Raw genomic sequence first — 21,407 nt, 5'->3', positions numbered from 1 at the left:
TAATTTTATTTCAAAAACAGCTCGTAAAAATTGAACACTGCCAATGCAATCAATAACAATAAACCGAGGCTACCCACAATTTTCACGTAAGGACTGTTTTTATGTTTACCCATAATTTGCTCGTCGTTGGCGATACTATACATGGCCCAACCAATAAAGGGTACCAAGAAAATGGTCACACTTTGCGCAAACACAATCAGTTCTAGCGGTAGTTTGCCAAAAATTAGGGAGATAGATGCTCCACAAATCATGACCAACGCAATGAACAGACGAACCTTTTTAGAATTTAAATGATTACCATAACCAAAGGCATCGCCAAGCAAGCTTCCTCCTACGGTTGCATTACCTACCAAAGATGAAAATGATGCTCCGAAAAGTCCGACCAAGAACAAGTCGGCTGCATAATCGCCAAACAGCGGTTGTAAGGCTTTAGACATTTCTGAAGCGCTATTTACCTTTATGCCTTGAGGATGTAACACCGCCGCAGCACAGATAATCACTACCGCACTCATAAATCCCAACAGTAAAATACCTGTGGTACTTTTATTTGATGGTGTAGCGCCGTTGCTCTTACTCTCCTGTACCAAATACGATTGATAAAAAGCACCTACAATAGAAAAGCAGGAAGCAACAAAAGCAATCAACAATGCAGCGGAACTAGGTTCATAGCTCGGAACAAATCCCTTTGCAATTGCTGAAACAGATGGGTTTGATAAGAACAAAGTAGTTACAAAAGCTAGTAGCATTAAGCCTACGAGGGCTATCATCAAACGTTCTAAAACTTTGTAGAAACTTCTAAAAAAGAGTAGTGCTAAACCAAGTACATTGAATATTACTACCCAAATCCAAGGTTTAGTGCCGCTGGCTTCGGCAATGGCAATGCCTACCCCAATGGAGTTACCCGCCTGAAACGAGGTGGTTACCAAAAACACACCCAATCCGATAGCTATGGCAGCACCTTTACCCCATTTATTTCTGATGTGGGTTAACAAACTTAATGAACTGCTCAGCCCTATTCTTGCACCCATATTTGTGAATACGAGCATAAAGAAAATGGCTACAACTACTATCCATAACATGGAATAACCATAATCTGCTCCTAAACGAGAAGTAATGGTCATTTTACTTGGTCCAAAAACCACTGCCGCGGTAATAATACCAGGCACTAAGCTTTTGAGTGCCGTGCTCAACTTATTTTTTGTTGTCGACATTATCTATTTTGTTTGATTTGAGCCGCCGATACGGGACTGGCTGCATTTTCCCAATTTTGCCTGATGTAAGAAAGAATAACGGCCGCTTCTTCGTCTTTTAAAAAGTTGAAAGCAGGCATTGCTGCCGTACCATTCTGGTTGGGAATACCTTTAAGTAAAACATTGATTAATTCATCGGGCTTAGCTTTAACCAATGCAGAAGCTTTTAATGCTGGAAATACACCAGACAAGCCTGTTCCATCTTCTTTATGGCAAGAAGCACAATAATTATTATAAAGTGTTTTGCCCGAAAGCAGACTTGTTTCATTAGGTTTAACACCTTTTAAGGGTTCGCCTATGGCCTTATCTGTTACACTAATCTTTAGTATTTTGTCATCGCCAGCCAATGGAAAACCGGGAGTTGGGTTCCAATCCTTGTTACTGGTAGCTACGTAAACTACACCATTTTTATCCGTACAAACATCTCTTAGTCTACCATAATAGTTTTCAAAGAAAATTTCCTCATCAATAGCTTTCTTGCCATCGTTACTCAATTTAATTACCCTTAAACTTTTACCTTTTAGCGTGGTCAACAATAAGCTATTAGACCACTCTCCTATTACCGAACTTCCGTAATAGGTTATGCCAGCAGGAGCGATTACTGGTGTCCAAGATTTGATAGGTTCTGTAGTTTTGTGCTGAGCTGCAAATTGCTTTTCGATTGGTAAATCATGAATACCTTCGATAGCTGGCCAACCATAATTGGCACCTTTTTGTATCAGATTAATTTCATCTTCAATGGCATCGCCATGCTCTGAGGTGTACAATAATCCTTTATCAGAAAAAGTAAGCCCTTGCATGTTTCTAAAGCCACTTGCCCAAACATAGCTATGAGGTTTAGGGTTATCTTTAGGTATGCTACCATCAATATTTAAACGGAGAATTTTGCCATTTAAACTGGTAGTATTTTGAGCATTTTCTCCATTGTAGGCATCGCCTGTGGCCCAATAGATTTTTTGGTCTGGACCAAAAGCGATACGAGAACCATTGTGTGCAGTAAAACCATCAATCTCTAAGAGTACTTTCGGATTTTTCAAGGTATCTCCATCAAATTCGTAGCGTACCAACTTGTTAAAAATCGAACTATCCCGTTTTAGCGTATAGTTCATTACCACATAAGGCTTTTCTTTTACATTTGGATGTACCGCCAAAGCCAACAAGCCTGCGGTACGTTTATGCCAAACTTCATCAATTTTGAGAAGCTTTTTCTGTTCGCCTGTTTGTAAGTCTATTCTCGACACAAAACCTTCCTGCTCGGTAAACCACAGCGAGTGATCGTCAGCATAGCAAATATCCCAAGGCACGTTAAGATTATCGGCCAAAACCTCTACTTTTAGCAAATTGATTTTGAGCTGAACATTATCTATTGTTTCAAGCTCCTCTGCTGGTTTGCTACAAGCAAATAAAAACATTAAACAAGCTGCTATAATGCTATATTTCTTCACTTTTTAGGCTGCTTTAGTTTAGTTGGCTTTACCATATCCGTTTCCATTTTTGTTGGCAACTGATACACATTTCCTTTTTTATCGGCAAAGTACAGACGAGAAATCGAACGTTCTCTTCCATGACCATCGGCCCAGAAAGCAAAAAAATCTGGATGTACATTTACAGGTTTTCTACTATACGAATGGTTATAGATACTATTTTCGGTCAGTTTCTTCGATTTCCAGCTTTTCCCTTGGTTTCTACTGGTCCACAACACCATTTCGCCACCGGTATTAAAGGCCTGCGGTCCTGTTGCCGTGGGGCCAATAATTAACCAAGTCCCTTTTTCATCTACTACCAAAGAGCCCATATCGTAATTATTATCGGAAGTAGTTACAGGCAAAATCTCCCAATCGGTACCAGTATACCTTGCGGTATTCCAAGTGTAAGGCGCATTAGCTGGTCCTGCTTGGTAACCTTTACTGGTGATATATAAAATGATGGGATTTCCAGCGTTATCAAAAGCCAGATCGTTGATGTAAACATTTAGTCCTAGCGATTGATAGTCTTTGACCAAAGCATCATTCTGTACCTCCTTTAACGGAATTGTAAGATTTTGTCCTTTAACATTCTGCCAAGTTTTTCCAAAATCTCTGGTCTGAATGTAATAGAGATTGGTACGGTAATTTAATCCGTTCTCTCCTTCTTTTACCGGGTGAAAATTGAAGGAGGTTGCTATTTTATCACCAAATTTTCCACTGGTTTGATAGTGACCTTCGGCTATAGTAGCCAAATCTTTCCATTCGCTATAATTAATGCCGTTGGCACTGGTCATGTAGCTAATGGTTCGTCTCGGTTTTGATGGTTGATTAGGAATTACTTTTCTATCGTAATGCGTAAAAAGGTTTAGGAAACCATGATTGGACTGATACCAAGCTTGTAGATAAGAAAAGTTATCCATTGACACTACTTTACCATCTACCAACTTAGTTACATCAACTTTTACAAAGGTTTCGATATCATAAGGCTTTACGCTTTTATGTACGTAAGAAGGGCTGTTGGTACCGTGAGCAGTAGAAAACAACCAAATATATCCGTCTTTATCGATATTGAGCACCGGATTGTCGTGTGCATTGTTAGTCTTTTTGTCTAGCACTACGGTAGGTTTTGGCGCCATGCCCGTGTTATGATCAAAATAGGAGACGGTATGCAGCAAGGTTGTACCCTCGGCATCGGCACCTCCGTAACAAAAAAAAGTTTTATTTACTGCTTTAACGTAAACGGAAAATGGATAATGGTTGGCTGGGTAAGTTCCCAAACCGCCACTGTATTTATAAACATATTCGTCGTTAGATGGCTGGTTGCTATACCAAATCCCTCGATATCCACTATCTTTTTGATTAAGGGTTTGCACTTGTGCAAGTGCTAAAAAAGGACAAGCAATAGCCACTAAGAAAGAAATTAATAATCTTTTCATTAATTAACGGAGATAATGGTGAACAGAAAAAAGATAAATCACCCCACTTATTAAACTTATTTACGTTAGCTTTTTAAGTGGGATGATCTATATCTATTAATTTACGTACCCTGTATTCTGTTTAATTTTAGAAGGGTTGATATCGATTTGGCTTTGAGGAATTGGAAACAAGTCGTGGTGAGATTGCATTCCCTTACCGCCCATTACCGCTTGTGCTCTTCCAGTACGAACCAAATCGAACCAACGATGACCTTCGAAAGCTAATTCTACTCGTCTTTCTTGCTCTATAGCCAATCTAAAAGCAACTTGATCTGCAACCCTAAGTGAAGCATTTGAATTATTACTGGTCTTACTTCCTAATCCAGCTCTATTTCTGATCTGATTTAAATAAGTAAATGCAGGACCATCGGCAACGTAACCTTGCTCATTCAAAGCTTCAGCATACATCAACAATACATCGGCATACCTCAACACAATCCAATTGTTATCGCTATCTAGGTTAGCTGCCGGAGCGCCCAAATATTTTACTATATAATTATGTTGTACCGTATTTGCGCCAAGCACGTAACTATTTCTCATTGACACCGCTTTTCTAACATCATTAGCTTCGTAGGCATTATTCATATCAGCAGTTGGAATATTTTGTCCCAGCGGATTACCAATAGCAACCACAGCTGTTCCAGAACCTATTGGCGCAAATTGGTTGGTATATGGACTACCCTCGCCTGCACTGCCCTTTTTGAACTGTACCTCGAAGATAGACTCCCTGCCGTTCTCGTTGGCAATACCAAACACGCTTGCATAAGTTGGTAGCAATTGATATTTATTCAATGCCACGTTATCTATTACTTTTTTCAGTTGAGGAACTGCCAAATCCCATCTTTTTTGCGTTAGATAAACTTTACCTAACAATGCTGCCGCTGCACCTTTTGTTGCACGTCCTATATCTGCACCGGTAAACTCGTGTGGCAGTACATTTTCTGCATCCGTTAAATCATTGATGATCTGTGCATAAACCTCGGCACTAGGATTTCTTCCGTATTCGTATCCCTCTTGCGGATTGTTGATGACCTTAGTAACCAATGGTACATCACCGAAAATCCTTACCAAATTAAAGTACATCAAGCCTCTTAAAAACTTAGCTTCTGCAGCATATCTGGCTTTTAAGTTAGCGTCCATAGTTACTGCTTCTATTTTCTCTATCACAATATTAACCGATTGGATGGCCTGATAATGACCCGCCCAAGTAGTGCTACTGATGGAGGTAGTTGCTAAATTTTGAAAGTTATCTATCGCTACCAAATCAGAACCAGCATTTGGATTGGTGATTTCCGTATTATCCGACCTTAAATCGCCTATTACATGCATAGATGAATAGTATAAACCACCATATTGCAAACCACCATAAGCCGCAGTAAGCGCATTTTTCATGTCCTCGGCAGTTTTATAAAAGTTGTTGCCGTTCATTTGCGAAATAGGTGCACGATCTAAAAAATCTTTACTGCAGCTACTTGCTGTAATGATAAGCACTAGAATTGTTGCGTATATTGTTTTAAAATTTTTCATGTCCATTACAGTTTTAAAATCCAAAATTTAAACCAAACATAAATGTGCGTGCCAGCGGGTAACCACCCGAATCAACTCCAGGCATTAAAGGGTTAGCTCCCTCAACACTTACTTCTGGATTATAACCTTCATAATTGGTAAACGTGAAGGCATTTTGAATAGTAAAGCTTAGCCTAGCATTGGCAACTTTTAAACTTTTTGCAACTGACGCAGGCAGATTATAGCCCAAAGTGATATTTCTAATTCTAAGGAAAGAGCCGTCCTCTACGAAAGCCGAAGTTGCATTATTAACTACTGAAGCAATACCTAAAGCACCAAAATTTCGGTCAATTTGGGGAGTAAACCCATCGCCTGGGCTACTTGGAGATACCCAACCATTAGCAGTACTTCTTAGCACATTATATGAACCAGCGTAATTTCCATAAAACCTTCTTGCAGCATTTAATACTTGAAAACCTTGTACGCCCTGTAATGTAAATGAAAAGTCAAACCCTTTGTAAGCAAAACTATTAGTCATGCCATAAGTAAAATCTGGAAATGGGCTACCTATGCCAGTCCTATCGTCAGCAGTAATTACACCATCTCCATCAATATCTGCAAATTTCAACTGTCCTGGTTTCGAGCTTACCGTTCCATTTGCATTTCTGATAACTGCAGAATTGTCTACATCATTTTGATCTCTATAAACCCCTATTACTTTGTAGCCAAAAAATGAACCTGGTGCAGCGCCAATTTCTGTTATATGGGTGTTGCCAGCAGCAAAAGTAGTTTGGCGGGAAAGTATCCTTGAACCATCTGGCCCTAATGCCAACACTTTGATTTTATTAGTCGAAATATTAAAATCTGTAGTCCATTTAAACGCATTTACGAAATTTCTGCTGGTTACGCTTACTTCAAATCCTTTGTTCTGTATTTCACCAATATTTTGTAACGCATTGGTATAACCTGTCAAAGTTGGTGTAGGAACATTCAGTAATAAATCTGACGTTCTTTTGTTATAGTAATCTAACGACATCGATACCCTGTTTTTCAATATCCCAAATTCCAAACCAATATCTAATTGTTTATTTTTTTCCCAGCTTAGCAAACTGTTGGCAATATTTGCCAATCTAATTCCATTATTAACCGTACCACCGCTTGCACCAAAAATGTAGTTATCGGTAGTAGTTAAGGCAATTGCACCGTAATTACTGATAAAATTATTACCCGTAATACCATAGCTGGTTTTCAGTTTCAGATCAGATATCCAGTTTACGTTCTTCATGAAATTCTCTTCAGAAATTCTCCAACCTAGAGATACCGAAGGAAAAACACCATATCTGTTATCAAATCCAAAACGAGATGAACCGTCTGTTCTTAACGTTGCCGTTAGCAGGTATTTATTGTCATAGCTATAGTTAACACGAGCTAAATAAGAAAGTAATGCCCAAGCTTCTGAAGTTGCCGGCGCACTCGTAATTGTACCTGCAGCATTTACCGTTTTGATCTGATCATTTGGAAAATTGGTAGCACTTATCGCATTAGCTTCGATGTTCTCTTGCTGAATGGTATAACCAAGTAAACCATCAAATGCATGTTTATTAATTTTTTTGTTATAGTTTAAGGTAAACTCTGCCAGCCAATTTCTGTTTTCGCTAGTATTGCTGTTTCCCGTAGCCAATTTTGTATCATTTACACTGTTTGGGTTGATAATGGAAGGGTTAAAAATCTGTTCTCTAAAACTTCTGATATCTGCACCCACCAAAGCTTTAAGCGTAAGACCGCTAATGATATTTGCCTCTGCATAAGCGGTACCCAATAATCTCATATTGCTTTGTTGATGAAAATACTCTCGGGCAATTTTTACGGGATTATCTACTTCACTAGTTCCTATACCAAGTCCTGTAATTTTAGTGTAGCTACCATCGGCATTGTAAGGTGTCATATGTGGTCCTGCAGTAAGTGCAGATTGGATAATACCACCACCTTGCCAGTTGCCTTCGGCCAAAGTCTGGTTAGAAAAAGTGTAGCTAGGTGTAATGTTTGCACCAACTTTTACCACCTTATTTACTTGCGATTCGACGTTAACACGGAAAGAATAACGTTTCAAATCTGAACCCAAGACTACACCATCCTGAGAAAGATATCCACCAGAAACAAAGTATTTCGTTTTTTCATTTCCTCCAGAAAAATTAATCTGGTAATTACTCATTGGCGCACTTCTAAAAATCTCATCCTGCCAATTTGTACCTTCACCCAAAGCATCTGGATTACTTAAAGATGCTGGTAATAAATACATCACGTTGTTAAGCCTTGCCGAGTTTGGATCAGTAGTAGACCTGCCCGCCCCAGAATTTACCCAAGCATTATTTCTAGCTTCATTCACAAACAATGCAAACTCTCTAGCATTTAATACATCTAAAGTTTTTTCCACTTGTTGCACTCCGGTATTTAGGCTAAAATCAATTTTAGAAACACCGCTTTTGCCTGATTTTGTGGTGATGATAACTACACCATTTGATCCTCTGGAACCATAAATAGCAGTGGCAGATGCGTCTTTTAGTACTTGGATATTATCTATATCTGAGGGGTTGATGGTGTTCAAAGGGTTGTTCCTCTGGTTAAAATCGTTGGTTACAGGAAAACCATCTACCACATACAAAGGCTCGTTACCTGCAGATAAAGATCCTGCTCCCCTAACCCTTACCGTTGCTCCACCACCTGGTGCTCCAGTTGCCGCCGTAACCTGCACTCCAGCCATTTGGCCAGCCATTGCATTATCTAAGCTAACTACCGCTTGATCTTGTATTTTCTTTGAATCTATGGAACTGATTGATCCGGTAATATCTTTACGTTCTTGCTTACCGTAACCCACAACTACCAGAGTATTAAGACTTGCAGCATCTTCCAACAAAGTGACCGTAATATTGGTTCTGTTGCCGATAGCTATTTCTTGGGTTACATATCCTACATAACTTACCACAATTACCGAGTTTTCTGGCAAATTGTTTAAGCTAAAATTACCATTGGCATCAGTTACTGCTGTTTGGCTTCCATTTTTAACGCGTATGCCAGCTCCAGGCAAGGGAGTTCCTTTATCTCCCAACACCCTCCCTTTGATATCTATAAAAACAGGTGCTTTAGGAGCTTCACCTATCACTTTGGTAACAACGATAGTTTTCTGTTCTATAGCAAAAGTAAAAGGCTGATTTTTGAACACCTCTTTTAAAGCTTGGGTTAAACTGGCGTTCTTTAATTTGATGGTTACAGGCTCTGCATCTTTAAGTTCATTATACTTGTAGAATAGGTAATGTCCACTTTGTTCGCTGATCATGGTCAGCGCTTTGGCCAAAGGAATATCTTTCCCTGTTAAGTTAAGACTTTGAGAATAACTTTTAGCGCTTATATGAAAGCAGCTAATCATCATAATGATTACCGTAAGTTTCATGGTTAGAAACAATTTGGACGGGTAGAATCCAGAAAGCATCCGGATTTTACCGTAAAAATTAATTTGCATACTTTTGTAAGGTTTGGTTTTTGATTGAAAGTTCTTTACACAGTTTTTTGATTTGGACCAAACAGCTCCCATTGGGAGATTAAGCCGGCAGTGTTCCCGCACTCCGGTTTTTTTGTTTAGCCAAACTCTAGTTTTCTTCAGTTAATTTTCCATACTAGTTTTCTGTTTGGTTAGTTGATTTGGTTAGTTAATTAGTTACAATAATCGTTCTTCCTTTAATGGAAGTTTTTATTTTACTTAGTTCCAGTATTCTCAATACCCCTTTTATATCTTCTGTGCGCTTCATTTCGCCCACAAAAAGATCCTCACTTTTAGCACCAACATACACTACTTCTACATCGTACCACCTAGCTATCTGGCGCATCACCGCATTAATATCTGCCCTATCAAATTTGAAGTAGCCATTTTTCCATGCAACTGCCAAATTGATATCAGTTGTGGTAACATCTATTTGCGCACCTTTTGCTTTTATTGAGGCTTCTTGCCCTGGGTGCAACACTTTCCATAGGGTGTTTTTGTTCGCCGTTTTATCTAATTTGGTCACTTTTACACTTCCCTCAATTAGCGTTGTTTTTTCGGCAAGTTCATCATCGTAAGCATTCACATTAAAATGAGTACCCAATACTTCTATCTGTTGATGATGCGTACGAACTAAAAATGGCATTTCCTTGTTCCGGGCTACTTCGAAATAGATTTCGCCGGTAACATCTACTATCCTATTCTTTCCAGAAAATCGAGTTGGAAATTTGATAGATGAAGCAGCATTTAACCAAACTTTTGTTCCATCTGGCAATTCTAAATGATACTGTCCACCTCTTGGTGTAGCAACCGTATTGATACTTGGTATTAGATCTTTTTCTACATTGTAACTAATCTTCCCATCGGTTCCTTTAGTCACTATTAAACCATCTTCTTCTACAACAACACCATGAGAGCTGTCATTTAGACCAATGGTAGAACCGTCTGCCAAAGTCAATATAGCTTGATTAACACCAGGCTTGATGATATTTTCTTTCTCGGTCTGAGTAATTAAAACCTCTGTTTTTTTGCTTTTGAAATAAAAGATACTTAGCGAAGTTAGCAGTGCTAAAACTGCAGCTACAGACCACCATTTAGAATAATAAAATGGTATTTTCTTGTTTTGCTGACTGGAAACTTCGAGCAAAAGACCTGCTGAAATCTCATTCTTTATATTTAATTTTTCTTGCGAATTTACACTATCGAGGATATTTCCTTCGGCATCATATAATTCGTAGTATGCTTCTAGAAATTCTATTTCTTCCTTATTGGCAGTTCCCCTGTTATATTTCGCTAAAATCTCTAGAAATGTTTTTTTATCCATCTTGGTTACGGCAGCTTAATATAGACAGCCTATATTAACAAGACCGACTAAAACGAAAAAGTCCCACAAAAAAAGAAAATTATTTTCCGAGGTGCAATAAAACTACAATGTAAAGCAGATCTAGTGAATCTCTGAGCTGATTTACGCTCTTACCTAATTGGTTTTGTACAGTTTTTCTAGTGATGTCGAGCTTTTCTGCAATTTCTTTGGTAGAAAGATCTTCGTTGAACCTAAGCTTAAAGATAGTGCGTTGTGCCGAAGGTAAACTATCTACAAGTGCTTCATATTTTTGCATGAATTCTTTTCGCAATAGCTCTACGTCTGCCTGATCTCTTTCCTGTACCAAAATATCTAGTAAATCGGGGATAGTTGTAAATCTTTGCTCCTTCTCCATCCATTTGAAAACATTGTTTCTGATGGCCGTATAAAGGTATGCTGGTACAGAAGCTACTTGCAAATCATATCGCCTAGACCACAGTTGTAAAAAGATATCTTGCGTAATATCTTTGGCATAATCTGCATCCTTCAACCGTTTGTAAGCTGCGTTATATGCTTGCTCCCAATACTTATCGTAAAGCAAATGAAAGGCCGATTCATCATCGTTTTTCATCTGTTCTAATAAATATTGATCGCTTATATTACTATCTGTTGATCTAATCATACTTGAAGAAGTATCAAATCAAATCTATCTAATATTTTCGATTTAACAAAAAACAGCACCTTGAGACACTAAGTCTAAGGCGCTGTTTAACTCAATTTAAACTACTTCTTTATTTTTTGATATCGTAAAAGTGCTTCCAGAAAATAATAGTCTGCATATATCAATGGCACATCAATCTCTCTATCAGAAGGAAAGTTACCTGTACTATGCTTTAGCAAAAAGTATGGATTTTGATGATCTGTATTCAGGTATTTGTCACTACTCAATGATTTCAATATGGTTACAGCGGCATTGTAGTACTTTTTGCCCTGCTCTCCTTTCAACATGGTACTCATCTCCAGCAAACCTGAACTAGCTATGGCTGCTGCCGAAGCATCTCTTGGTACCTCGGCATATTTTTGGGGATCGAAATTCCAATCTGGTTTGTAGCCTTTTTGCCCAACGTTAAAATCCCAATAAGGTATTTTATCTTTTGGTAAGTTTGGATGATCGAGAAAGAAATCAGCCATCTTTATTGCCGCCTCTAAAAAACGTGGATCTTTAGTTTCTCGATAAACCACCGTAAAACCATAAATACCCCAAGCCTGCCCCCTTGCCCAAGTAGAATTATCAGAAAAGCCTTGTAAGGTTTGTCTATGTAGAACTTTTCCTGTTTTTGGATCATAGTTTACCACATGATAAGAACTATAATCTGCCCTTAGGTGATTTTTCAAAGTCTGCTCGGCATGTTTAATGGCAATATTTCTGTAGCTTGTATCACCACTAATTTTACTGGCATAAAATAATAGCTCCAAGTTCATCATATTGTCCATAATAACTGGATATTCCCAAGTATTGATATCCCCTTTTGATTTACGTTCATTCCACGATTGGATACTACCAACAACAGCAGAATACCTTTTAGTTAATGATTTAGCCGACTGTAATAGTATTTCTGGATATTTCTTGTCATTCACAAAACGAAGTGCGTTGCCATAGCTGCAATACATCATAAAGCCAATATCATGGTGCGAAGTGTTAAACTGGTTGCTTTCTAATGAATGAGTCCAAGCTAGTGCGGCATCTTTCCACTTGCTATCTTTAGTGTATTCGTACATATACCATAAGGCACCTGGCCAGAAACCGCCTGTCCATTCATCTATTTGTAGGTATTTCAAACTACCATCGGCGTACAAACTGTGCGGATAATCAATAAAATTACCTTTAGTTTTTGCTAATAAGTTATCATATAACGGAGCTGCCATTTTAAAGCTTTTAGCAACAAAATCTGTTTTCTGGGCAAACAAAGAGTTGCTCAATAGCAGTATAAATACCGCCAATAGTTTATTCATCTTAGTCATACACTTTTATCTTATGTACTATATAAGAGCAGTTTTGAGGTTAAAGTCCCACACCCAAGCAAAAGAAATATTACTCAGCGTGAATTTTGAGTCTTAATTTTACCATTTCTAACGAACAGATATCCATAGTAGAAATTATTACTACACCAGCCAAATATGCTGACGAAGGCAATTCAGGACTGATCAATATCATCCTAAAGAAAAATTCAAATTTGGGATTAAATAGAACAATTAATTTGGCAGCCACCCAGCGTAATGATTTCCTTGTCAAATATTTGTAGCGGTTTTATGTTAAGTTCTACAGTTTTTACTATAAAACTCGACGTTGATTGGATAATAAAAAGTGGGATGCAGATTAGGTCAACGTAATTTTTAGAAAAAAAACCCACTCTATTGCATAGAAATGGGTTTTTATGTTGTCTGCAGACATGCAGACCAATGCTCCCGAGACTGTGTACTTTTCAAAAAATTTGCTTGACGACTTGACTATAATTTCAAAAATTGATGAAGATCCTTTATAAGATTTCAAATAATCACAACATTTATTGTTAAAAAAACAGGACTTTTTTGATTACTTACTTCAAGCGAAAGTTTTTTTATCATTGGTTTCTTTGTTTTTGCAGGTTATCGTTTGTCACAGTTTGAATTACAATTCCAGTAGCAACTCCATCCTTGTAAAGCGAGTGATCAAAACCAGACGGATTTCCGGCGTATTCAAGAACAAATCGATTATCGGAGTACTGGCTACCGGGAGAATTAAGAATTTAAAGCAAAACTTGACTAGTTTATTGGCTTTGTGAATGCTTACTAAACTCCACCGTTAACAAAAAAACCACCATCTACATTTACTATAGAACCAGTAACAAAAGCCGAAGCATCACTTAGTAACCATTGTAATGCTCCAATTAACTCATCAGGATGTCCAAACCTTTTAAAAGGCGTCTGCTTAATTACCAAATTACCCCTATCTGTGTAACCTCCATCTTCGGTTGTAAGAAGCGTTCGGTTTTGTTCTGTTAAGAAAAACCCCGGTGCAATTGCATTCATTCTAATTTTATCGCCATAACGATTTGCCAATTCTACAGCAAACCATTGCGTATAGCAATCTACAGCGGCCTTACCCATGCTATAACCCAAAACCTTGGTAATAGCTCGTTTAGCGCTCATAGAGGATATGTTAACGATACTGCCTTTTCCACTTTGCGCAATGGCCGCACCAAAAACTTGAGTTGGGATTAATGTTCCCCACAAATTTAAGTCTAACGCTCTTCGCATACCATCAATACTCATTTCGAAAACATCCTTATCATTTTGCAAAACAGCTTCTGGCATATTACCTCCAGCAGCATTCACCAAACCATCTATTTTTCCAAATTTATTTAAAATCTGCTCTTTTGCTTTTTGCAGCGAAGCTTCATCTAATACATCTGCAATTAAAGCTAATGCCTTTCCGCCATTATTATTTATCTTCTCAGCACGTTCATTTGCCACTTTTTCGTTTCTTCCTAAAATGCATACCGTGCCACCCGCCGCAGCTATGCCTTTAATAAAAGATTCGCCAATAATTCCGGTGCCCCCTGTTAGTACAATTACTTTATTTTCTAGGGAAAAAATATGCTCCATTTTACAGTTTATTTATAGTTGAGGTAGTATCTGATTCATTGCCATACCCGCAATGTCGGGTTCAATCCTGTTTCTTTAGATTGTATAGTTACCACCTTGCCTTTATCTACTTCGTCGCCCATTTCTCTACTTTCTCTTACCAAAGCAAATGTGATGGTTTTGCCAGGATGTTTTTTAAGCACATCTGTTACATCTAAATAATGATTAGCAGCTATTCCACTAAATGCCAATTCTCCAGCAACAAAAGCTTTTTCAGCAACTTTTGTAATCAACGCCTCTCTTTTATCTAGTAGCGGAGCATTTTTCCAGTTGATTTTATCTTCCTCCCACGAAATATCAGGTAAAGCATATACGTGAAAACGGAATATAGCATCTGCAGAACTTTTACCATTTACACTCAAAATAATTTTTTGGCTCTTAGACAAATCAATTTTTGAAACATCAAATTTGAGATAGCTCACTTTGTTATATTCAGGGTTTTGAGCATCCAACGATATCTTAAGTTCTTTGTCGCTACCATAATTTACAGCACTGTTTTTTCCGCCAGAAACTGTAGCATCTGCTATTGGCACTAACATTTGTTGTCTTAATATTTTAGCAGAAGGTATGGTAACCAACATAACCGACTGAGCTGGCAATGTTAATTTTATTTTTCTGCTGGCATCCAAACTTGTCAAATCTTTAACCTCGCCATAGTAATGCTCACTAACCACCTCAGTGGTAATTGGCGTACCTGCAGCAATTTGCAACGCTGTCACATCAATTTCGAAATTATAATTAAATGAACCTCGTTGTACCAGCCACATGTAATAGTTGCCACTTTTTTCGTCGTAAGATGTGTAAGTATCTAACCTAGCCTCTAATTTATCTACTTGAGTCTGATACAAGTTGCGTTCGTCTTTAAATCCTTTTGCGAATAAACGCACCACTTCTCCTACCCTATGCACACCACCAACGTTATAATCGCCAGTAATTTCTTTCGCAGGACCATCCGTTTCTTCAAATAACTTTATTTCCCTTACACGTAATTTTCCAGGGTCTGTACTTACCAATCTAATTTTACTGGCCAGTATAGGCTTTTTAAATTGTAGAAAAAAGCGTACATGCTTTCCATCTTTAATGGATGTACCCTGAATATCTTTCCAAACATTATTTTCCTGATATTGAAGCACATAATTTTTTACTCTGTCTGGCCCAGTAAAAACCCCATACGATGAACCCGTGTAAACGATGGCACTGGCAATGTTATAATTCTTGCCTAAATCTACTTCTAGCCATTGCTGTTTGGATAGCGAATCGGAAACCCATGCAGAAGTATCTTCTTTACTTCCATCTGTAACTAAAGCCGCAGTTGAGTTCGCTGAACTTGCTTTTACCTTTGCATTCAGCGCAATGTTTTTATATAAATCTTCAACAATACGTTTACCTGTCCATGTAAGATGGTGGCCAGACTTTATACCTTCAGGCAAAGTTGTGTTTGCAGTGTTTGCAAACTTAAAAGCCCACATGCCGTAAGCATCGTTCTTCATGTTGTTGGCATAAATACCAGCCCATTCTGTAAATACAGAGGGAGAATCGTAAGTCTCATACTTATCAATCAAAATACTATTCATCCACCTGCCTATTTCCGTAAAAACAATTGGCAAAGGCTTTTTTAAAGGATGATTTTCTTCTATAACCTTTCTGATATCGTTTACACGAGTTGCATAACCTGAAGCGGGTTGATTATAAGAATGTGTACTAAAAATATCGAATAAATCGTAGTCCAACTCTTTTCCATCATAACCTTTACGGATATTTTTGACTACATAAGCCCACCAGTCTGTGTTATTTCCGGCAGTTACAGGCGCTACAAAACGTGATTTCAATTTTTTATTGTACCTTTTATTGACATCTTCTAACGCACAACGAACAGCATCACTTGCAATTTGCACACCTATCATATAGGTATCCAATTTCATTGGACCAGAATGTTTATGATTGGGCTCATTTTGAATAGCGTACATCTCGACATTACCATGTTTGGCTGCATGATAGGCTAACGCATAGTAGCGCTGCCACTTTTGCCACTTATCTTGCCACGTGTCTTTAAAATCTTTTTCGCTGGCCTGCAAAACAATATCGATTTTCATTTTTCCAAGTTCGGTAAAAACGTATTGCAGGTTCATTGCATTATTTCCTCCAGCAGGTGTTTCGAAGAATTTTTTATTCAACATTTCCCAGTTAATAAACTGATTGCCTTCTGGATTTTTTCTTAATAAGGTTTTTTGCTGCTCGAAACTTGCGAGTGTAGCTACATCTGTAGCTGTTTTTAAAGCATTAACAGGAACGTAATCGCCAAGATTGGCCCATACCCTAAAGGCATTAACCTGCGAATATTCTACCCAAGAAGATACATTTCCACCAGGCATATAATAACCCATATTGTAACCTACATATTTCATGCTTTTTCCAACAACTTGATTAGTGACTTTGATTTTTAAGTGCCTAGTTGTTGTATCCAGCAAATTGATATCAGTAGAAACTGTAGGTAGCGGTTGATTCTCTATCAAATTGCCCATTACTGCAATGTCCCTAATTGCAATTCCCTTAGCTGAATTAGAATTTATTCTAACCATAAAAGTGGTAAGCTCGGGTGCGATCTTATAAATGAGTCGAGACTTCGGTCCATCGATTGTCGGCTGTAAACTCAAATCGGTCCAGTTGGCATCATCCCAATATTGCAACTTTAAATCTTTACTATTTTGCAATTCTTCTCCCTTAAGCACAGTAACCATTACCGATATCACTTTATGATACTTATGCAAATCTATTTCTATGAAATGAGGCGTTTTCGCATCTTTGGCAGATTTCCAAATGGTATTCAAATTTCCGTCTACGGCATAAGAAGCTAGATTGGCTTTATCTTCGGAACTTACCATCACCTGCTTCTGCAATGCAGCGTTATTTAGCTGAGCAAAACCTTGATAAACACAAAAAAGAAGCAGAGATGCTAGTGTATATTTCATTTTGTTAGTTTTTTACTTTTCTTCAAATCAAAACCTAATGATTAAAAGATTTGAAAGATTTAACTCGTATATCTGTTAGAAAGGTCATGTTTACAGTGGTGATTTTAAGTATACTTTTAATCTAAAATACATTTAGATGAAATTAGAGACTAAGGGTAAAAACAAGCCACATTTACGGTTATTTATTATTGCATTGTTGATTATAATGAATGTATTTATCTTACTTAAATTAATTCTATAGTTATCATTTAATTGTACCGCACTGTCGTTAAAATTAACGAGTACAATTAAGGTAATATCAATTGCCCTACGGTATAAAGTAAGCCATTTGTTTTAAATGAGGCCGACGTTTTTGTAACTGGTATTTCTGCTATATTTCCACTACCCTTTAGCGATACTTGTTGCGTACTGCTATTAATGGTAACCGAAATGTTTACGCCAGACAAAGGCTGAACTATTGTGTTGTTCCTGAACTGAAAAATAAATCTGTTACCTACAAATAGGTGTGCCCTTAAAATATTGGCCAGAACATTCGGGTCAGCATTGTTAATGGCGGTTGTATTAGCATAACCTGCGGCGTTAAAAGCAGCGTTTGTGGGTGCCACAAGTGTATATAACGTATTGCCTTCTAACATGGTAGTAAAATTAGTACCGCTCTGACTAGCTCTTACAATTGCAGCAGCCAATAATGTTAATGATGTATTTGCTGTAATGCCAGCATTAACTGTTTGCACCGGAGGAATAAAAAGCTCTGGAATAATATGGATGACCCCATTAGTTGCTGTAATATTTGCTGTAAAACGATCAAAGGCCGCACCGTTAAAATAACCACGGGTATAGGTTACTCGAGTTGGCGCTACCGTTCTTTTGCTGAGGTATACCGTTTTCTGATTTACAGAAGGTGTGCCCAAAGAATCAACCATATCAACGGCATATTTTTTAGTATTTAGCAAATGATAGGTTAAGATATTTGCCAAAGTTTCTGGATTAGCGCTTTTAATTGTTGCAGAGTCTGGATACCCTGCTGCTATAAAAGCTGCATTATTTGGTGCAAAAAGTGTAAAAGTTCCGGTGCTGCTTAGCTGTTGCACTAAATTTTGCGTACCCGTACTTGCCCTCCTTAAAGCTACCGCAAGAAAAGAAAGATCTAGATTAGAATTTACTTGCTGATAAACCGACCTATTTCCATTACTTATCAATACCCTATTAATAACATGCAGCATACCGTTACTTACCTTTTTGTTTGGGTTTGTAATATCTGCTCCGTTTACCGCAAACTTGCCGTCGTTAGTTTTTGCTATAGCTACCGTTGCATTGCTGATGGTGTTAACATCCCTATTGGTGAAGGAATTGTCTAAGGTTAAAGAATTTTGCAAAAGATGATATTGTAGCATCGATTTTAAAACTGTTGGGCTGGTAGCATTAATTGTACTCAGCGTTAGTCCCGCTGAGGTAAAAGCCTCATCACTTGGAGCTAGAATTGTTAAGCTGACAGAAGCTGCTTTGAGTGTATCTGCCAAACCAGCCCTATCTACCGCAGCCCTCAACAAGCTGAAATTAGCCACATCATCTTTTATCATCGTATACAGATTAGCAGTTTCGCTGCTATCCTGTATTGAATCTTTTTTACAGGCGGCTGTGATTAAAATTATGGTAATAAGCAGAACTGAGCTTAGTTTAGTAAGAAAATTATATTTCATGATCTGTTTATCTTTTAAGGTTGAATAGTAATATTTAACTCTTTCAACACGGTTTTCTGACCAGATACTGTTGCATTACTGGCTACAAAAACTACCTTATATGTACCTGCTTTAGTATACACGTACGAATAAGATTCTAGTTTATTATCTGCGAAACTCTTGATCCCAGCACCGACATCGGGCTTGGTACGGTCTGCTATAATTGGCGAAGTAATTGCCCAATCTAAAGATGCGATTGTTGAAGAAGCTGGTCTAAAGATGATCGCATTACCATTGAACGCCCAAAAATTGTTCGGATTTAAAATATTAACAAACAAATAACCCGCAGTTGCCTGTGTCATGAGTTGTGACACATTTCCGCTTGGAAAAGTATTGTTAATATTTAAAGCATTTACGGTCCAAGTTCTTTGTGTATTAGTACCAGTTACTGGCTGTCCATCATACTTAAAACCAATGTAAAATGGTGTGCCTGGCTTTAAAACATCTGATATGTCTATGTTTCCGGAATTTACAGAAGTAGTGGTAGTACCATAAGTAAATCTATCTGTTAAATCTATCCAGGTAGCGCTTTCTACCCCAGTGGTGGTGTACTGACCTGTAAAATCATTTGATAAATAAACCTGTAAATTTCTCACTTGTTGCCCAAACTGAACATTAGATGTAAACGACATTCTTACCACGCCACCTGTTAAAATTGTTCGTTCCCTGTTATCGTAATTTCTGCCATCTTCACCAGACCAAAATGTAAGAATATCGGCTTGTCCGTTGAAGTTGAAATTTATGGTATCACCTACTTTATAAGTTAATGACTTAGCCGAAACATCAAAACTTGGCGCTATTACTTCTTCTTTTGCACATGAAGCTAAGCCGAGGCTAAGAACTAATAAATAATATATTTTTTTCATTTATTCAAATTTTAAAGTCTACCAAAGAGGATTTTGCTTCATTGATTTATTCAATGATAATTCTTGTGAGGGGATAGGTAAAAGCACATGTTTCTGACTAACACTGTTGTAACCCAAAACACCATATCTTAAAGTTGCCGGAGCATTTACATTGATATCCTGACCTACGGTTTTCATGGTTTGTACAAAGTTGCCCCAACGGATGAGGTCAAATTTCCTTAATGCTTCGAAACAGAGTTCTCTTGATCTTTCATCTCTGATATTTTGCACCGTTGGCAATTGTTCTACTCCCAGCGGCACCGTTGCCGTTGCAGTGTAGCCGTACCCCCTTCTCCTTACTAGGTTGTAATAACGATAAGCTTCAGAACCTATATCTACTGGTTCATTCAGTTCCAAAACAGCTTCGGTGTACATTAGCAATACATCTGCATATCGTAGTACCGGAAAATTTGTTGGCCCCCAATCTTGTCCCCTAGGTGTAACCAGTTCTAAATATCTTCTCCATTTTCCTGGATCACGCTCATGTATAGCCGTGGCGGCAAATGCTACCGTATCGCCAAGCCCAACTGAAGATGCTCCTGTTAGGTATCTAAACGTGGCAATGTTCCAATCACGACGAAGATCTCCCGCTTCGTACTTTCTGTAAAGGGTTGCTGTTGCGCCTACCGTAGCGTAGCCATATCCCCTATCCATAACGGTATTCCTTATGGCTAACTGATTTGCCCAACGACCGCCTTCCCTTTCTGGCCCTGTAGTATTATTTCCAGAAAACTCTATTTCCCAAATGGTTTCTTTAGCTTGGGTATCATATAAATCTTGAGATTGATTAATGAAGATTTGTTTGTAGCTTGCATTAAGGCTATGAATTCCGGAAGCAATTACTTTTTCTGCCCACATTTTGGCATCTGCATATTTAGTTACATCTTTTAGCGGCTCGCCTGCCATCTTAAGACAAACCCTAGCTAAAATACCCTGAACAGCAGTTTTAGAAATTCTTCCGGGAAAACCAATCTGAGTATACGTTTTTACCAGAGCTTCGGCCTCTGTCATGTCCTTCAATATTTGGGCATAAACTTCTGCCAATGGCCTTTTAGGATTATCTACGGAATTACCATCTACCGTAGGTGTTAATAATATTGGAATTTCTCCAAAATGGTGCGCCAACTGGAAATACATAAAACCACGGAGAAACAATGCTTGTCCCTTGATTGCATTTCGCTCTGTTTCGTCCATTACGGGTTTGTTGATATTTGCCAATAGATAATTGGCCCTGTTGATACCCACATACAGCTGTCTCCAAGCTGCAATAATTACAGCGTCTGAAGGTGTGTGCAGGTAAACCATTGGCGTAGTAGTTACCGTGATGGCATCTCTTTTAAGAAAACCTTCATCACTGCCATGCGCCAACTCTATGACTAAATTTCTACTAAAAGTACCATCCTGTCCCAGTGCATCATATACACCCGTTAGTGCATCGTTAAGCTCTTTGGCTGTGGTGAAGTAATTTTCAGGAGGTGTAAAATCTCTTGGCTGTGTGTTTAGATAATCTTTGCAGGAAGTAATTGCGGCAGCAACTAGAACCAAGAATATTATAAACTTATTTTTCATCTTCTA

13 protein-coding genes are annotated in these 21,407 nt (G+C 38.1%); all 13 read right to left on the bottom strand.

The window, feature by feature from the left end; all coding sequences use genetic code 11:
• Positions 1 to 5 precede the first annotated feature (5 nt).
• The 13 genes from REI64_RS13900 to REI64_RS13840 all read right to left on the bottom strand — a co-directional run bounded on the left by REI64_RS13900 (position 6) and on the right by REI64_RS13840 (position 21,401).
• Positions 6 to 1,211, bottom strand: a complete 1,206-nt coding sequence (locus REI64_RS13900) for an Nramp family divalent metal transporter (RefSeq protein ID WP_308850742.1) — start codon at positions 1,209 to 1,211, stop codon at positions 6 to 8.
• On the bottom strand, positions 1,211 to 2,695 hold the full coding sequence (locus REI64_RS13895; RefSeq protein WP_308850741.1) for a PQQ-dependent sugar dehydrogenase: 1,485 nt from the start codon (positions 2,693 to 2,695) through the stop codon (positions 1,211 to 1,213). The genes REI64_RS13900 and REI64_RS13895 overlap by 1 nt, the downstream gene beginning before the upstream one ends.
• Complete coding sequence (locus REI64_RS13890; RefSeq protein ID WP_308850740.1) at positions 2,692 to 4,152, bottom strand: BNR-4 repeat-containing protein; 1,461 nt, start codon at positions 4,150 to 4,152, stop codon at positions 2,692 to 2,694. Before REI64_RS13890 ends, REI64_RS13895 begins: the two co-directional genes overlap by 4 nt.
• Positions 4,153 to 4,248: 96 nt before the next feature.
• Positions 4,249 to 5,718: a RagB/SusD family nutrient uptake outer membrane protein gene (locus tag REI64_RS13885; RefSeq protein WP_308850739.1), complete on the bottom strand. Its 1,470-nt coding sequence runs from the start codon at positions 5,716 to 5,718 to the stop codon at positions 4,249 to 4,251.
• Between the two features lie 13 nt (positions 5,719 to 5,731).
• Positions 5,732 to 9,145, bottom strand: a complete 3,414-nt coding sequence (locus REI64_RS13880) for a TonB-dependent receptor (protein WP_308850738.1) — start codon at positions 9,143 to 9,145, stop codon at positions 5,732 to 5,734.
• Positions 9,146 to 9,401: 256 nt separating this feature from the next.
• Positions 9,402 to 10,556, bottom strand: coding sequence for a FecR domain-containing protein (locus REI64_RS13875; RefSeq protein ID WP_308850737.1), 1,155 nt, complete (start codon positions 10,554 to 10,556; stop codon positions 9,402 to 9,404).
• A gap of 79 nt (positions 10,557 to 10,635) precedes the next feature.
• Positions 10,636 to 11,217 (bottom strand): sigma-70 family RNA polymerase sigma factor, encoded by a 582-nt coding sequence (locus REI64_RS13870; RefSeq protein ID WP_308850736.1) that lies wholly within the window; start codon positions 11,215 to 11,217, stop codon positions 10,636 to 10,638.
• 101 nt (positions 11,218 to 11,318) lie between these two features.
• Positions 11,319 to 12,557, bottom strand: coding sequence for a glycoside hydrolase family 88 protein (locus REI64_RS13865; RefSeq protein ID WP_308850735.1), 1,239 nt, complete (start codon positions 12,555 to 12,557; stop codon positions 11,319 to 11,321).
• 807 nt (positions 12,558 to 13,364) lie between these two features.
• Complete coding sequence (locus tag REI64_RS13860) at positions 13,365 to 14,180, bottom strand: SDR family oxidoreductase (RefSeq protein WP_308850734.1); 816 nt, start codon at positions 14,178 to 14,180, stop codon at positions 13,365 to 13,367.
• Positions 14,181 to 14,215: 35 nt separating this feature from the next.
• Positions 14,216 to 17,188 (bottom strand): discoidin domain-containing protein, encoded by a 2,973-nt coding sequence (locus REI64_RS13855; protein WP_308850733.1) that lies wholly within the window; start codon positions 17,186 to 17,188, stop codon positions 14,216 to 14,218.
• A gap of 287 nt (positions 17,189 to 17,475) precedes the next feature.
• Complete coding sequence (locus REI64_RS13850) at positions 17,476 to 18,888, bottom strand: fasciclin domain-containing protein (protein ID WP_308850732.1); 1,413 nt, start codon at positions 18,886 to 18,888, stop codon at positions 17,476 to 17,478.
• Positions 18,889 to 18,902: 14 nt separating this feature from the next.
• Complete coding sequence (locus REI64_RS13845) at positions 18,903 to 19,793, bottom strand: DUF5017 domain-containing protein (protein ID WP_308850731.1); 891 nt, start codon at positions 19,791 to 19,793, stop codon at positions 18,903 to 18,905.
• An 18-nt stretch (positions 19,794 to 19,811) separates the two neighbouring features.
• The gene (locus tag REI64_RS13840; protein ID WP_308850730.1) at positions 19,812 to 21,401 is read right to left on the bottom strand and encodes a RagB/SusD family nutrient uptake outer membrane protein; all 1,590 of its coding nucleotides are present in this window, start codon (positions 21,399 to 21,401) and stop codon (positions 19,812 to 19,814) included.
• Positions 21,402 to 21,407 lie beyond the last annotated feature (6 nt).

The organism is Pedobacter sp. (genome assembly GCF_031119335.1).
GTDB lineage: Bacteria > Bacteroidota > Bacteroidia > Sphingobacteriales > Sphingobacteriaceae > Pedobacter.
This window is presented reverse-complemented; position numbering and strand designations above follow the sequence as displayed.